The organism is Stenotrophomonas rhizophila, assembly GCF_003751305.1.
GTDB lineage: Bacteria > Pseudomonadota > Gammaproteobacteria > Xanthomonadales > Xanthomonadaceae > Stenotrophomonas > Stenotrophomonas rhizophila_B.
Genome location: NZ_RJKV01000001.1, coordinates 1,416,810 through 1,432,613, shown reverse-complemented (window position 1 = coordinate 1,432,613; position 15,804 = coordinate 1,416,810). Strand labels below are relative to the sequence as shown.

Annotated in this window: 9 protein-coding genes and 1 pseudogene; 9 read left to right on the top strand and 1 reads right to left on the bottom strand. The window is 66.9% G+C overall.

The window, feature by feature from the left end:
* Window positions 1-10 precede the first annotated feature (10 nt).
* The 3 genes from EDF74_RS06495 (at window position 11) to xylA (ending at window position 4,474) form a co-directional block, all read left to right on the top strand.
* On the top strand, window positions 11-1,540 hold the full coding sequence (locus EDF74_RS06495; RefSeq protein ID WP_123729295.1) for a tryptophan halogenase family protein: 1,530 nt from the start codon (window positions 11-13) through the stop codon (window positions 1,538-1,540).
* Window positions 1,541-1,603: 63 nt separating this feature from the next.
* On the top strand, window positions 1,604-3,097 hold the full coding sequence (gene xylB, locus EDF74_RS06490; protein ID WP_123729294.1) for a xylulokinase: 1,494 nt from the start codon (window positions 1,604-1,606) through the stop codon (window positions 3,095-3,097).
* 42 nt (window positions 3,098-3,139) lie between these two features.
* A complete protein-coding gene (gene xylA / locus EDF74_RS06485) occupies window positions 3,140-4,474 on the top strand; it encodes a xylose isomerase (RefSeq protein ID WP_123729293.1) in 1,335 nt (444 codons plus the stop codon).
* Window positions 4,475-4,563: 89 nt separating this feature from the next.
* On the opposite strand, the gene EDF74_RS06480 is transcribed toward xylA, so the two are convergent.
* Window positions 4,564-5,619, bottom strand: coding sequence for a LacI family DNA-binding transcriptional regulator (locus tag EDF74_RS06480; protein WP_123729292.1), 1,056 nt, complete (start codon window positions 5,617-5,619; stop codon window positions 4,564-4,566).
* A gap of 48 nt (window positions 5,620-5,667) precedes the next feature.
* Between EDF74_RS06480 and EDF74_RS06475 the strand changes: the two genes are divergently transcribed.
* From EDF74_RS06475 to EDF74_RS06455, 6 genes and pseudogenes are all read left to right on the top strand, one after another.
* Window positions 5,668-7,845 (top strand): alpha-glucuronidase family glycosyl hydrolase, encoded by a 2,178-nt coding sequence (locus tag EDF74_RS06475; RefSeq protein WP_428999146.1) that lies wholly within the window; start codon window positions 5,668-5,670, stop codon window positions 7,843-7,845.
* On the top strand, window positions 7,842-9,590 hold the full coding sequence (locus EDF74_RS06470; RefSeq protein ID WP_428999135.1) for a glycoside hydrolase family 43 protein: 1,749 nt from the start codon (window positions 7,842-7,844) through the stop codon (window positions 9,588-9,590). Before EDF74_RS06475 ends, EDF74_RS06470 begins: the two co-directional genes overlap by 4 nt.
* A 50-nt stretch (window positions 9,591-9,640) precedes the next feature.
* Window positions 9,641-12,286, top strand: coding sequence for a glycoside hydrolase family 3 protein (locus EDF74_RS06465; RefSeq protein WP_184997162.1), 2,646 nt, complete (start codon window positions 9,641-9,643; stop codon window positions 12,284-12,286).
* A pseudogene (locus EDF74_RS18335) lies at window positions 12,240-13,766 on the top strand (MFS transporter); the annotation flags it as partial. The gene EDF74_RS06465 and the pseudogene EDF74_RS18335, both read left to right, overlap by 47 nt.
* The gene (locus EDF74_RS18330; RefSeq protein WP_311316913.1) at window positions 13,743-14,759 is read left to right on the top strand and encodes a glycoside hydrolase family 43 protein; all 1,017 of its coding nucleotides are present in this window, start codon (window positions 13,743-13,745) and stop codon (window positions 14,757-14,759) included. The pseudogene EDF74_RS18335 and the gene EDF74_RS18330, both read left to right, overlap by 24 nt.
* Window positions 14,749-15,612, top strand: a complete 864-nt coding sequence (locus tag EDF74_RS06455) for an aldose epimerase (RefSeq protein ID WP_123729289.1) — start codon at window positions 14,749-14,751, stop codon at window positions 15,610-15,612. The genes EDF74_RS18330 and EDF74_RS06455 overlap by 11 nt, the downstream gene beginning before the upstream one ends.
* Window positions 15,613-15,804 lie beyond the last annotated feature (192 nt).

Genomic DNA, 15,804 nt, shown 5'->3' with positions numbered 1-15,804 from the left:
GAGCATCGCATTGAACGTGGCGAACGCATCGCAAGGACGCATCCGCAAGGTCGTCATCGCCGGAGGCGGCACCGCAGGCTGGCTGGCCGGCTGTGCGTTGTCCCATCAGTTCCGCGACCAGCTGGACATCACCCTGGTGGAGTCCGAGCAGATCGGGACCGTGGGTGTCGGCGAATCCACCGTGCCGCCCATCCGGGCGTTCCATCGCTTCCTGCAGATCGATGAACAGGAATTCCTGCAGGCCGTCGCCGGCACGTTCAAGCTGTCGATCTCGTTCGAGAACTGGCGTCGCCCCGGGGATCGCTTCATCCATCCGTTCGGTACGATCGGGCAGGGGACCTGGGCCACGCCCTTCCATCATTTCTGGCTGGACAGCCTGCGCCGCGGCATGCCCTCGGACCTCGGCGACTTCTGCCTGGAAAGCGTCGCCTCGCGTGCAGACCGCTTCTCGCTGCAGACCCAGCCACAGGTCAATTACGCGTATCACTTCGACGCCGGACTCTATGCGAAATTCCTGCGGCGCAAGGCAGAAGCCCATGGACTGCGACGCGTGGAAGGCAAGATCCGCGAGGTCCGGCAGCATGCCCATGACGGCGCCGTGGCGGCACTGGTGCTGGAAGACGGACAGGTCATCGAAGGCGATCTGTTCATCGACTGCACCGGGTTCCGCGGTGTGTTGACCGAGCAGACCCTGCATACCGGCTACGAAGACTGGAATGAATGGCTGCCCAGTGATCGCGCCGTTGCGGTGCAGACCGAAGCGGTCGGGCCGCCGGTTCCGTACACCCGTGCAATCGCGCACGAGGCCGGCTGGCGCTGGCATATCGCGCTCCAGCACCGGGTCGGCTGCGGGCTGGTGTTCTCGAGCCGCCACATGTCCGATGACGAGGCACAGGCCAAGCTGCTGCGCGATGTTGACGGCCCGCCCCTGCGGGACCCCTGGCTGGTGCCGTTCCGCAGTGGACGCCGGTTGAAGGCCTGGAACAAGAACGTGGTGGCACTTGGGCTTGCCAGTGGTTTCATCGAGCCGCTGGAATCGACCAGCATCCACTTGACCATCAGCGCGGTGGTACGCCTGATCCAGCTGTTCCCGTCCGACGGCATCAGCTCGACGCTGGTGGACCTGTACAACGAGGTCAGCCGCCAGGAGATGGAACATGTGCGCGATTTCATCATCCTGCACTACCACGCCAACCAACGCGACGAGCCGATGTGGAAGGCGTGTCGCGAGATGGCGCTGCCCGAGTCGCTCGCGGTCCGACTGCGCGCCTGGCGCGAGCGCGCGCATGTCTGGCAGGACCCCGGGGAGCTGTTCCGCGTGGACTCCTGGACCAGCGTGTTGATGGGGCAGGGGATCCAGCCGGGACCACCGCATCCGCTGGCCGCAGCCATCAATGACGCGGACCTGCGCACGCTGCTGACGCGGCTGCGGCAGCCGATCGAGCAGGCGGTCGCGACGATGCCGTCGCAGGCCGCGTTCATCGAACAGTACTGCAAGGCGGCGCAGCAGGTGTGGTCACGGGGCGCGGTGGTGGCGTAACGGAACACCACGCTGTCGCACAGAAATGGTAGCGCTACCTTTTTAACGAACGGAGTGCAGGACATGGATCTGGTGGCCGGAATCGATGCAGGTACGCAGAGCCTCAAGGTCGTGGTGTACGACCCTGCCGGGCGCGGCCTGGTGGCCAGCACCAGCGCGCCGCTGAGCCTGACCTCCGCCGCCGATGGCAGCCGCGAACAGCAGCCGGCGGACTGGGTCGCGGCACTGCACGCGTGCTTCCATGCCATTGATCCATCGGTGCGATCGCAGATCACTGCGTTGGCCGTCTCGGGCCAGCAACACGGCTTCGTCCCGCTGGATGCGGCAGGGGAGGTCCTCGCGCCGGCCAAACTGTGGTGCGATACCAGCACCTCGGCCGAGTGCACGCAGATCATGGACGCGGCAGGCGGCGTGGCGCGCACGATCGCACTGGCCGGCAACCCTGTCCTGACCGGCTATACCGCCTCCAAGCTGCCCTGGACGAAAACGCACCGCCCCGACGCGTACGCACGGCTTGCCACCATCCTGCTGCCGCACGACTACCTCAACTTCGTACTGACCGGCCAGCGCTTCTGCGAGTACGGGGATGCCTCGGGCACGGGCTGGCTGGATGTACGCACCCGTACCTGGTCGACCGAGCTGCTGCGCGCGACCGATCCGGCGCGCGACCTGGCCGCCTGCCTGCCGCGCATCGCCGCACCCGATGAGGTGTTCGACATCGACCCTGCCGCCGCGACCGAACTGGGGCTGCCCAGCGCCGTCAAGGTCGCGGTCGGGGGCGGCGACAACATGATGGCAGCCATCGGCACCGGCTGCGTTTCGCCCGGTCGCCTGGCGATGAGCCTGGGCACCTCGGGCACCCTGTTTGCCTACGCCGATACGCCGGTGGTCGATCCGGACGGCGCCTGGGCCGCATTCTGCTCCTCGACCGGCGGCTGGCTGCCGCTGATCTGCACGATGAACTGCACCGTAGCAACCGAGCAGGTCGCCGCGGCATTCGGCTTCAGCACCCGCGACGGCGATGCCCACCTGCGGGCCACGCCGCCCGGGGCCGACGGACTGGTGATGCTACCGTTCCTCAATGGTGAGCGCACGCCGGACCTGCCGCTGGGCAAGGGTGTGCTGGCCGGTCTGGATACGACCAACATGACGCCGGCGCATATCTACCGTGCCGCCATGGAAGGGGCGACCTACAGCCTGAAGTACGGCTTTGACGCGTTCGTTCGCGCCGGCATGACGTTCGAGCGCATCGTGCTCACCGGCGGTGGCAGCAACAGCGCGCAGTGGCGGCAACTGGTCGCCGATGTGTTCGGCCTCCCGGTGGACGTCCCCATGCAAGCCGAGGGCGCGGCGTTCGGTGCCGCGTTGCAGGCGTTGTGGGCCGTGGGCCGTGCACGCGGCGATGCCGCCTCGATCACCGACATCGCTGACCGGCATGTCGCGCTCGCCCCCCAGCTTTCCGCGCGCCCGGATCCGGCACGCACCCAGGCCTACGCCACGGCGTACGCCCGTTTTCTGCGCCATCTCGACGCCCTCACGCCGCTGTATCGCGGCTGATTCTTCTACGCGACCCCTCGCACAACGACAGGACACCGCACCATGAGCATGCAGCCCTTCATCGGCGCCAAGGAATACTTCCCCGGCATCGGCCGGATCCCCTTCGAAGGCCGGGGTTCGGACAACCCGCTGGCCTTCAAGGTCTACGACGCGGGCAAGATCATCGGTGGCAAGACCATGGAGGAGCATCTGCGCTTCGCGGTCTGCTACTGGCACACCTTCTGCAACGCCGGACATGATCCGTTCGGTCCGGGCACGCGCCATTTCCCCTGGGAGGTCGGCGCGCCGCTGGCATCGGCCGAGGCGAAGGTGGATGCCGCGTTTGAGTTCTTCACCAAACTGGGCGTGCCGTACTGGTGCTTCCACGATATCGACCTGGCCCCGGACGCCGAGGATGTGGGCCAGTACGAGAAGAACCTGAAACACATGGTAGGCCTGGCCAAGGCGCGCCAGGAAGCGACCGGCATGAAGCTGCTGTGGGGCACGGCCAATCTGTTCTCGCATCCGCGTTACATGAACGGTGCATCGACCAATCCTGATTTCGCGGTCGTCGCGCGTGCCGCGGTACAGGTGAAAGCGGCGCTGGAGGCGACCGTTGAACTGGGCGGCGAACATTACGTGTTCTGGGGCGGCCGGGAAGGCTATGCCTCGCTGGTGAACACCCAGATGAAGCGCGAAGTCGACCATTTCGCGCGGTTCCTGACGATGGCGCGCGACTACGGCCGCAGCATCGGCCTGAAGGGCAATTTCCTGATCGAGCCCAAGCCGATGGAGCCGATGAAGCACCAGTACGATTTCGACAGCGCGACGGTGACCGGCTTCCTGAAGGAGCATGGTCTGGACAAGGACTTCAAGCTCAACATCGAGGCCAACCACGCAACGCTTTCCGGCCACACCTTCGAACACGATCTGCAGGTGGCCTCGGACCATGGCCTGCTGGGCAGCATCGACGCCAACCGCGGCAACGCACAGAACGGCTGGGATACCGACCAGTTCCCGACCGATCTGTACGACGCGGTGGGCGCGATGCTGGTGGTCTTGCGCCAAGGGGGCCTGGAAGGCGGCTTGAACTTCGATGCCAAGGTGCGGCGTGAGTCGACTGATCTGGACGACCTGTTCATTGCCCATATCGGTGGCATGGATGCCTTCGCCCGGGGGCTGGAAGTCGCCCATGGGCTGCTTAACGACTCGCCCTGGGAGCAGTGGCGCGCCGAGCGCTATGCCAGCTTCGACAGCGGTGCCGGCAAGGAGTTTGCCCGCGGCGCGCTCAGCCTCACGGATCTGGCCGCTCTGGGTGCCAAGGGCGGCGAGCCTCGCCAGATCAGCGGCAGGCAGGAGCGCTACGAGAACCTGATCAACCAGTACCTGCTGCGCTGAGCGCCGCGGCAAGGAGGAGCGCCATGACCCACCACCCCGTCACGTTCCGAGCGCGGTGTCTGATGGCGGCAAGCGTGGGCCTCGCGCGTTCAACGCTTGGAGGGGCTAGCGACCGAATCGCGCATCACCAGCCGGTGGGGCACGACATGGTCCGTCAGCACGCGCGCGTCATCGGACCTGCGGCGGATGGTGCGCAGCAGGATATCGATGGCGGCATCGGCCATCGAGGCAATCGGCTGATGAAGGGTCGTGAGCTCCGGCCAGACGGTCGTGGCGGCCGAGGTGTCATCGAAGCCCACCACCGACAGGTCGCGGGGCACCTCCAGGCCGCGCCGGTGCGCGACGGAGATCGCCGCAGCGCCCATGTCGTCGTTGCTGGCGAAGATCGCGGTCGGCGGCCGGCGATGGGACAGCAGCGTCTCGGCCGCGGCAAGACCCGAGCGGTAGGTGTAGTCGCCCGGCTGGACCAGGTCGGGGTCGACCTCCAGCCCGGCGTCATGCAGGGCGCTGACAAACCCATCGTAGCGTCGCCCACTCGCGCTGAGGTCGTTGCGGCCGCGGATGAAGCCGATCCGGCGGTGACCATGCTGGATCAGATGTTCAGCCATCTCCTTGCCCGCGTGGAAGTCGTCGATGCGGACGCAGGAGATATCGTCCCTCAGGTGCCCCGATGCGATGGCCACCACCGGGATGCCGGCCATGACCAGCTCGTTCACGGCGACCTGCGACTCGCACAGCGGGGGCGGCAGAATGACCCCGTCCACCCGGCCGGCCAAGGCACGCGCGGCCTTGCGCTCGGCGTCGGGATCGAAGTTGTCCCAGTAGTGGATCACCAGCTGGATGGCGGCGTTGGCGGCAACCCGCAGCAGGCCGACCAGCAGCTCGCGCAGGTAGGCACCGCTGGGATTGGTGTAGATCAGCGCGATACGGGTGTGTTGCGCGGCGGCCAGCGAACTGGCGGCCAGGTTGGGCGTATAGCCCAGTTCGCGCACCGCGCGCAGGACGCGGTCGCGCGTGACATCCCGCACTTTTCCGTGGTTGATCGCGCGCGACACCGTCATCGGCGATACCCCGGCCAGCGCCGCCACCTCGTCGATCGTCACGCCACTGGTTTTGCGGCGGACCGATTTCTTCGGCTTGTCCAATCCGTCTTGCCTTTGTTCTTCGTCACGCTGCCGCGAGGCGGGCACGGCCTGAGCTTACAAGGTTTAGGGGCGACGCCACTGCACCGTTGGAATGTCGAGCGGTGTCACTGGATGCTGGTTGCCGCCGCGGTATTGCTGGCGTTCACGGGCAACGTTCGCGCGGAGGACGGCTACGGCCTCTGGATGCGCTATGCCCCGCTGGCACCTGCACTCGCGGCGGACTACCGCACGCAGCTAGGGGAGGTCGTGGCCCCTGATCAGACGCCGACGCAGCGTGCCGCACGCGAGGAGCTGGTGCGCGGCCTCAGCGGCCTGCTGGGTCGCGCCCCCCGGATGAACACAGTGGCGATCACTGCCCCGACCGTGGTGCTGGGTACGCCGCAGTCGTCGGTAGTGATCGCGCCGCTGCGCAAGGAGATGGACGCGCTGGGTGACGAGGGCTACCTGCTCAGGCATGCGCAGATCGACGGGCACGATGTGCTGCTGGTAGCCGCACCCCACGATATCGGCGTGCTGTACGGCGTGTTCCATCTGCTGCGACTGCTGCAGACCGGGGCCTCATTGGATGCGCTTGAGGTGCGCGAATCGCCACGGGTCCGTCTGCGCCTACTCAACCACTGGGACAACCTGGACGGGTATGTAGAACGCGGCTATGCGGGTCGCTCGCTGTGGGACTGGCAGACCCTGCCGGAATGGCGCGATCCTCGTTACACGGACTACGCGCGCGCAAACGCCTCGCTGGGCATCAACGGCACGGTGCTGAACAATGTGAATGCCAGCGCGCAGAGCCTGGCGCCGGACTATCTCGCCAAAGCAGCGGCGTTGGCCGACATCTTCCGGCGCTACGGCATCCGCGTGTACCTGAGCGCGCGCTTCAGCGCACCGATCGAGCTGGGTGGGCTGACCACCGCCGATCCGCTCGACCCGGCCGTGCAGCGTTGGTGGCGCGACAAGGCCGACGAAATCTACACGCGCATTCCGGATTTCGGCGGCTTTCTGGTGAAGGCCAACTCGGAAGGGCAACCCGGCCCGCAGGACTATGGTCGTTCGCATGCGGACGGTGCCAACCTGCTGGCCGCCGCGCTGGCACCGCACGGCGGCGTCGTGATGTGGCGGGCCTTCGTCTACGCACACGACGTGCCGGCGGACCGCGCCACGCAGGCGTACACCGAGTTTGTTGGCCTGGACGGTGCATTCCTCCCGAACGTGATCGTGCAGGTGAAGAACGGGCCCATCGATTTCCAGCCGCGGGAGCCGTTCCATCCGTTGTTCGGCGCCATGCCACGCACGCCGCTGATGATGGAGGTCCAGATCACCAAGGAGTATCTCGGCTTCGCCACGCACCTGGTGTATCTGGGGCCTTTGTACGAGGAGGTGCTGCAAGCCGACACCCGCGCCCGCGGTGAGGACGCTACGGTGGCGCAGTTCCTGACCGCCATCGCCGGCGTGGCCAACATCGGCAATGACCGGACCTGGACGGGCTCGCACTTCGATCAGGCCAACTGGTACGCCTTTGGTCGGCTCGCGTGGAATCCGCAGCACCCCAGCCGTGACATCGCAGCGGAGTGGGCCGCCATGACGTTCGCGCCGGATCCCGAGGTGGTACAGCCCATCGTCGAGATGATGATGGACTCGCGCGAGGCGGCGGTGAACTACATGACGCCACTGGGTCTGCACCACCTGATGGCGCGCGGGCACCACTACGGGCCGGGCCCCTGGGTGGACGGCGGCCCCCGCGCGGACTGGACGTCGGTCTATTACCACCGCGCCGATCGTCATGGCATCGGCTTCGATAGGACCGCTGGTGGCAGCAATGCGGTGGGCCAGTACGCACCGGAGGTAGCCGCGGAGTATGGGGATCTGGCGCGCGTGCCGGAGCCGCTGCTGCTGTGGTTCCACCATGTGCCGTGGGATCACCGCATGGCGTCGGGACGGCCATTGTGGGATGAACTGATCGGGCGCTACACGCAGGGCATACGCCAGGTGCAGGGCATGCAGGCGACCTGGGCCGGCCTGCGGGGCAGGGTGGATGCGCAACGACATGCGCAGGTCGACGCCTTTCTCAGCCTCCAGCGCCGCGAAGCGCAGTGGTGGCGCGATGCCAGCGTGGCGTATTTCCAGTCGGTGAGCGGCAGGCCGTTGCCTGACGGCGAAACCGCACCGCCGCACCCGCTGGCCTGGTATGAGGCCCTGCAGTTTCCTTCCGCACCGGGAGATGGACGATGAGTCAAACACGCTGGAGTGACTGGCTTTCCCACGACCGACATCGACGCGCACCCGCGCTGCGCCTGCTGTTGACTGCGGCACTTCTGCTGCTGTCCGCAGCGCCGGCGCTGGCCGCCACGCCTGCGCCACCGGTGTACTTCGATTGGTTCGAGTATGCCGGTCACGATGCGGCCTTTGAGACGCCGCTGCCCGCCGGTTACTACCGCAACCCGATCCTGGCCGGCTTCCATGCGGACCCGAGCATCGTCCGCGCCAACGATCGGTTCTATCTGGTCAATTCCAGCTTCACCTACTTCCCGGGCATTCCAGTATTCGAAAGCGTCGATCTGGTGCACTGGAAGCAGATCGGCAACGTGATCGATCGCCCCACGCAGCTGGACTTCGATGGCCTGAACGTCTCCCGTGGCATCTTCGCGCCGGCCATCGAGTACCACGACGGCGTGTTCTATGTGGTCACCACGGCGGTCGACAGCGGCGGCAACTTCATCGCGACCGCGCGCGATCCCACCGGCCCCTGGTCTGATCCGCACTGGCTGCCCAGCATCGATGGCATCGACCCGTCGCTGTTCTTCGACGACGACGGTGCCGTCTACCTGGTGAACAATGATGTTCCGCCCGGTCCGCCACGCTACGAGGGTCACCGCGCGATCTGGATGCAGCAGATCGATCTGGCCGCGTTCACACCGGTCGGGCCGCGCAGGGTGTTGATCGACGGCGGGGTGGAGCCGGCGAAGAATCCGATCTGGATCGAGGGGCCGCACGTCTACAAGCACGACGGCTGGTACTACCTCTCCGACGCGGAGGGCGGTACCGGCCCGCAGCATTCCCAGGTGGTTCTGCGCAGCCGCCAGGTGTGGGGGCCGTACCTCCCGTATGCGGGCAATCCGATTCTCACCCAGCGCGACCTGCCCGACGACCGGCCGCTGCCGATCACCAATGCCGGGCACGCCGACCTCGTGGAAGGTCCGGACGGCACCTGGTGGGCCGTGTTCCTGGCCAGCCGCAACTACCAGACGCGGCACTACAACACGGGGCGGGAGACGTATCTGCTGCCCGTGCAATGGCGTGACGGCTGGCCGGTGATCCTGCCGGCAGAGCAGGCCATTCCGTATGCGGCCAAGGCACCGTCATGGATGCAGGGCGATGCCTCGCAGGCACCGTCGACCGGCAATTTCGTCGATCGCGACGGCTTCGATGCACCCACGCTTGGCACCGGATGGGTGCAGGTACGCGTCCCCAAACAGGCATGGGCAGACCTCAGCCTGCGTCCGGGCACGCTGGCCGTGCATCCGCTGCCGGAGAACCTGGACACGCTGCGCAATCCCGCCTTCCTCGGGCGTCGCCAGCAGCACCTGCGCTTCGAGGCCAGCACCGACATGACGCGGCCGGCCGCGGGTGTGGCGGCAGGCCTTGCCGCCTTCCAGAACGAGGCGTACTGGTACTTCCTTGGCGCGCGCAGCCTCGGCGGGGACCGCGTGGCGGTCTTCCTTGAAGGGCGCGACGGCAGCGGCGTGACCCGCACGTTGGCCACGCGCGAGGTGACCGCATCCACATCGCTGCGCTTGCAGATCGCGGGTGACGAGGGGCGCTTTGCCTTCGCGTTCGATACGGACGACGGGCGTGGCTGGCAGACCCTCGCGGGCGACGTGGACGGAACGGTATTGAGTACGGATCGCGCAGGCGGCTTTGTCGGCGCCCTGCTGGGACCATTCGCGCGCGACGAGCGCGCTTTGAGGAGCAACTGATGACGCGTATGTCTTCCCTCCACAGCGGCCGTCGTGGCCCCATCTTCCGCATGCTGGCGATGTGCGCCGCCGTGACAGTGGCGAGCACCGGTCACGCCGCCGACGCCCAGCCGTGGCTGGATGCATCGGCCAGCTTTGGAACCCGCGCCGCCGCGCTGGTGGGGCAGATGACCCTGGAGGAAAAGGCCGCCCAGATGCAGAACGCCGCGCCCGCCATCGAGCGCCTGGGCGTTCCGGCCTACGACTGGTGGAACGAAGGCCTGCATGGCGTGGCACGGGCAGGGCAGGCGACAGTGTTCCCGCAGGCCATCGGGCTGGCCGCCACGTTCGACGTGCCCTTGATGAGGCAGATGGCCACCACCATCAGCGACGAGGCGCGGGCCAAGCATCACCAGTTCGTCCGTGAAGGCTTGCATGGCCGCTATCAGGGACTGACCTACTGGTCGCCGAACATCAACATCTTCCGCGACCCGCGCTGGGGGCGGGGCCAGGAGACCTACGGCGAGGACCCGTACCTCACCGCGCGCATGGGCGTCGCCTTCGTGCAGGGCCTGCAGGGCGACGACCCGGTGTACCGCAAGCTGGACGCCACGGCCAAGCACCTGGCCGTGCACAGCGGCCCCGAGGCCGACCGCCACCACTTCGATGCCCGCCCCAGCAAGCGCGATCTGTACGACACCTACCTGCCGGCCTTCGAGGCGCTGGTGAAGGAGGGCCAGGTGGATGCGGTGATGGGGGCCTACAACCGGGTATACGGCGAATCCGCCAGCGCCAGCCAGTTCCTGCTGCGCGACGTGCTGCGCCGCGACTGGGGATTCAAGGGCTACGTGGTGTCGGACTGCTGGGCCATCGTGGATATCTGGAAGCATCACAACATCGTCCCCACCCGCGAAGCTGCGGCGGCGCTGGCCGTCAAGAACGGCACCGAGCTGGAGTGCGGCCAGGAGTACGCCACGCTGCCGGCCGCGGTGCGCCAGGGTCTGATCAGCGAAGCCGAGATCGATGACGCGGTGACGCGCCTGTTCACCGCACGGATGCGGCTGGGCATGTTCGATCCGCCCGAGCGCGTGCGCTGGGCGCAGATTCCGGCCTCGGTGAACCAGGCCCCGGCGCACGATGCGCTGGCCCTGAAGGCCGCGCAGGCATCACTGGTGCTGCTGAAGAACGATGGCGTGCTGCCGCTGTCACGCAACCTCAAGCGCATCGCCGTGGTCGGCCCGACCGCCGATGACACCATGGCATTGCTCGGCAACTACTTCGGCACACCGGCGGCACCGGTGACAATCCTGCAGGGCATCCGCGATGCGGCGAAGGGCATCGAGGTGCGCTATGCGCGTGGTGTGGACCTGGTCGAAGGGCGCGACGATCCCAGCGCGACGCCGCTGATCGAGGCGGCGTATCTGCGGCCCTCGGCCGACTCCCCGGAACGTGGCCTGCGCGGTGAGTACTTCCGTACGCCGGATCTGTCAGGAGCCCCAGCACTGGTGCGCACCGATGCCCAGATCGGGTTCCGCTGGGACCGCGGCTCGCCGACCGACAACCTGCTGGCCCGCGGCGAAGCGGCGCCAGGGCAGGGCATTCCCAACGATGGCTTCAGCATCCGCTGGCGTGGCCAGCTGCTGCCGCCGGTATCGGGCCGCTACCGGATCGAGGCGGCGGCCGACGACGGCTTCCGCCTCTACGTGGATGGCAAGCGGGTGCTGGACCACTGGGCCAACAGTGATCGCCTGCGCAGCGACGGTGTCGATCTGGACCTGCAGGCGGGACGTGCCTATGAGCTGACGCTGGAGTACTACGATGCCGAGCGCGACGCCGGCGTGCGGCTGGGCTGGCGCATGCCCGGGGCGAAGCCGCCGTTCGACGAAGCCGTCGATGCCGCCCGGAGTGCGGACGTGGTGGTGTTCGTCGGCGGCCTGACCGGCGATGTCGAGGGCGAAGAGATGACGGTCAACTATCCGGGCTTCGCCGGCGGCGACCGCACCGACCTGCGCCTGCCCGCTACCCAGCGCGCCCTGCTGGAAGCGCTGCACGCTACGGGCAAGCCGGTGGTGATGGTGCTGACCGGAGGGTCGGCGCTGGCGGTGGAGTGGGCCCAGGCGAATCTGTCCGCGATCCTGATGAGCTGGTATCCCGGGCAACGCGGCGGCACCGCCGTGGGCGAGGCGCTGTTTGGCGACGTCAATCCGGGCGGCCGGCTGCCGGTAACGTTCTACCGCGCAGACCAGGCAATGCCCGCGTTCGATGATTACGCGATGGAAGGCCGCACCTACCGCTATTTCCACGGCACCCCGCTGTATCCCTTCGGCTACGGGCTCTCCTATACCCGGTTCGACTACGGCAAGCCAAGCCTCGACGCGCCCCGCATCGCCGACCACGGCACGCTCAAGGTGCAGGTGGAGGTGGCGAACGCCGGCAAACGCGCGGGCGATGAAGTGGTGCAGCTGTACGTGCGGCGGCTGGCGGCTGGGGCAGGCGATGCGCAGCAGACGCTGCGCGGCTTCCAACGTGTTCACTTGGCTGCGGGCGAGCGGCGCACCGTGACCTTCGATCTGGACGCGCAACAGGCACTGCGCGAGTACGACGACGCGCAGGGCGCCTATGTCGTGCGGCCCGGGGCATACGAAGTAAGGATAGGCGGCTCAAGCGCCGATGCCCGGGTGCGGAGCCGTTTCACCGTGGAGGCGAGTCGTGATTGATGCCCGCCACAGCGATACCCCTGAGCACACGCTGTCGGTCCGGGAGAAGCTGGGCTACAGCCTGGGCGACCTCGCCGCCAACCTGATCTTCCAGACGCTGATCACCTACCTGGCGTTCTTCTATACCGACGTATACCGGTTGCCGCCCGCCACGGCGGCAACGATCATCTTCGTGATCGGCCTGCTGGGTGCCTTCGTGTTCACCCCGCTGATCGGCATTGCCGCCGACCGCACCGTCAGCCGGTGGGGAAAGTTCCGGCCCTGGATCCTGTGGACGGCGATCCCGTTCGGTGTGCTGTCGCTGCTCGCCTTCAGCACGCCGGACCTGGGCGCGCAGGGCAAGGTTATCTATGCCCTGGTGACCTATGGCCTGTTGATGTTCGTGTACGCGGCCAACAACCTGCCGTACTCCGCGCTCAGCGGCGTGCTCACCGGCAGCATGGCCCAGCGCAACAGCCTTTCGGCCTACCGCTTCGTGGCGGTGATGATCGCGCAGTTCATCATCCAGGTCCTGCTGTTGCCGCTGGTGCTGATCCTGGGCGACGGGGATAGGGTGCAGGGCTTCGAGCGGGTGATGACCGTGTTCGCGGTGGTGGGCACGCTGTTCTTCCTGATCACCTTCGCCACCACCCGCGAGCGCATCGTGCCGGCCAAGGAGCAGACAGGCGGCGTGATGCAGGACCTGACCGACCTGCTGCACAACCGGCCGTGGAAGGTGATGTTGGCGCTGACCGTGTTGGTCTTCATCAACCTGGCCCTGAAGGGCGGCACGTACATTTACTACTTCCAGTACTACATAAGCGAGGCCGCGCTGGCGGGCTTCCTCGACACTTCCGGCTTCAACCGCTTCATCGGCGGATTGAACGCCACGCTCAATGGGTGGGGGCTGTCCGGCTTCACCTGGCCGGAGGATCCGGCGACCTCGGCATTCAGCCTGTTCAACGCCTGCGGCATCCTGTGCATGATCCTGGGCATCGGGGTCTCCCGGCGCTTGGCCGACCGCTTCGGCAAGCGTGATGTATTTGGTGGCGCGCTGCTGGTCTCTACCGTGTTCCTGCTGGTGTTCTACCTGCTTCCGCCTACAGCGGTGGGGGTGGCCTTTGGCGCCTTCATGCTGCACGGGTTCTGCTACGGCATCACCATCCCGCTGCTGTGGGCGATGATCGCGGACGTTGCCGACTACTCGGAATGGAAGAACCATCGCCGCGCCACCGCGATCATCTTCTCCGCGATGCTGTGCGGGCTGAAGATCGGGCTCAGCATCGGCGGTGCGCTGGTCGCCGGCATTCTTGCACACCACGGCTATCAGGCCGGCGCGGAGCAACAGCCCCAGGCCGTGGTGGACGGCATCCGCCTGACCGTAAGCGTCTACTGCTCCCTCCCATTTCTGGTCGCGGTCGCGCTGCTCTTCTTCTACAAGATCGACAAGCGCATGGAGACGCGCATCGAGCAGGACCTGCACCTGCGTCGGCAGGGAAGTACCCTTGATCAGCTCGCGGCGCATGCCATCTCCCCGCCGCTGGTGACCCACCTCTATACGGCCGACCCCTCGGCCCATGTGTTCGAAGCGCGCCTGTACATCTATCCATCGCACGACATCGACGGCGGCGCGCCCTTCGACGATGAGGGGGGGCACTTCCGCATGGAGGATTATCACGTGCTGCGGATGGACTCGCCGGAAGGTGAGGCCACCGACTGCGGCGTGGCGCTGCATATGCGCGACGTGCCTTGGGCCGCCCAGCAGATGTGGGCGCCGGATGCGGCCCACCGCGACGGCCGCTACTACCTCTATTTCCCGGCCAAGGACGGGCAGGGCATGTTCCGGATCGGCGTGGCGGTCGCGGACCTTCCCGAGGGACCGTTCACCGCCGAGCCCGAGCCGATCGAGGGCACGTACTCCATCGATCCGGCCGTGTACGAGGACGACGACGGCACGCATTACCTCTACTTTGGCGGCATCTGGGGCGGCCAGCTGCAGAAGTACCGCGACAACCGATTTGATGCGGCGCACGAAGAGCCCACCGGCGATGCGCCTGCACTGGGCCCGCGCGTAGGGCGGCTGGACACGGGCATGATTCGACTGGCGGAGCCCACGCGCGAGATCGTGATCCTGGACGAGCACGGACAGCCGCTGCGGGCCGATGATCATGCGCGCCGGTTCTTCGAAGGGCCGTGGCTGCACAAATACCAGGGCCGGTACTACCTGTCGTACTCCACCGGCGATACGCACCTGCTGTGCTACGCCATCGGCGACAGCCCGTACGGACCGTTCACCTACGCCGGCGTGATCCTGAAGCCCGTGGTGGGCTGGACCACGCATCACTCCATCTGCGCGTTCGGGGGGCAGTGGTATCTCTTCTATCACGACGCCTTGCTATCCGGCGGCGTGACCCATCTGCGCTCGGTCAAGTGCACACCGCTGCACATGGAGGCGGACGGCAGCATCCGGACGATCGATCCGTATGGCGCTTGAAGCGGCATCACCCGAGGATGATGCGCAGGCGCCGCTGCATGGTGGGCGCCTGTACTGGTTGCGCGCGGGCAGGCTGGAGGTCGCGCTTGCACCGGACGCCGGTGGCCGTATCGCTCAGATGCGGTACGACGGGGTGGACTGGCTGGTGGGCGAGGACGAGGGTGAGGCGGCCGCCATTGGATGGGGCTGCTATCCGATGGTGCCTTGGGCGGGGAGGATCCGGCGCGGGCGCTTTGTGTTTGATGGCAAGGCGTTTGAGCTCCCGCCGAACCTTGGGGCGCATGCCATCCATGGCGTAGGGTTCTCGCGGCCGTGGCGGATTGAAAATCTTGGGGCGGATACCGCGACGCTGTCACTGGCGCTTCCTGAGGATGGCTATTGGCCTTTCGGGGGGCGTGCGACGCAGGCGATCCATGTGCTGCCCGACCGTCTGAAGCTGAGGCTGGCCGTGCAAGCCGGCGACAAGGCGATGCCGGCGGTTCTTGGCTGGCACCCGTGGTTTCGAAAGCCCGATCAGCTGCTGTTTTCACCCAGTGCGATGTATCCACGGGACGGGGAGGGCATCGCTACCTTGCCCCGTGCTACTCCCGCGCCCGCGACCGGGCCTTTTGATGACTGCTTCATCAACAAGGCGGAGGTGGTGCTGGTGTCTGGGGCGCAGCGGCTGGAGTTGCGGGCGGACTCGGAGCACTGGGTGGTGTATGACGGGACTGCGCACGCAACCTGTGTGGAGCCGCAGACTGGGCCGCCGGACGGGTTTACCCTGGCGCCGAAGCCGCTGGAGTCAGGGCAGATGCTTGAGCTGCGGTTCGAGCTGCTGTGGTGCAACGCCAGTGCTCCACGACCGGAATGACGCGTGACAGCACACCGCGGGATAGCGGGCAAAACGCGACATTGCGTCTACCAGCCAGTGCCCCCCAAGAACCTGGACATAGCGCGTGGACGCGCCGCCGCGCTGCCAGATTGCCCGTAACCGGTGCGGGACGCGTGTAATCTCGGCTCTAGCGCCTGATGGCGATAAGGCGGTAAGTTTCCATAGCACGCC

Excerpts from the sequence above, each read along its gene's own strand:
- xylB (WP_123729294.1), top strand. The coding sequence starts at position 1,604 with ATGGATCTGGTGGCCGGAATCGATGCAGGTACGCAGAGCCTCAAGGTC.
- xylA (WP_123729293.1), top strand. The coding sequence starts at position 3,140 with ATGAGCATGCAGCCCTTCATCGGCGCCAAGGAATACTTCCCCGGCATC.
- EDF74_RS06470 (WP_428999135.1), top strand. The coding sequence starts at position 7,842 with ATGAGTCAAACACGCTGGAGTGACTGGCTTTCCCACGACCGACATCGA.
- EDF74_RS06465 (WP_184997162.1), top strand. The coding sequence starts at position 9,641 with ATGCTGGCGATGTGCGCCGCCGTGACAGTGGCGAGCACCGGTCACGCC.
- EDF74_RS06455 (WP_123729289.1), top strand. The coding sequence starts at position 14,749 with ATGGCGCTTGAAGCGGCATCACCCGAGGATGATGCGCAGGCGCCGCTG.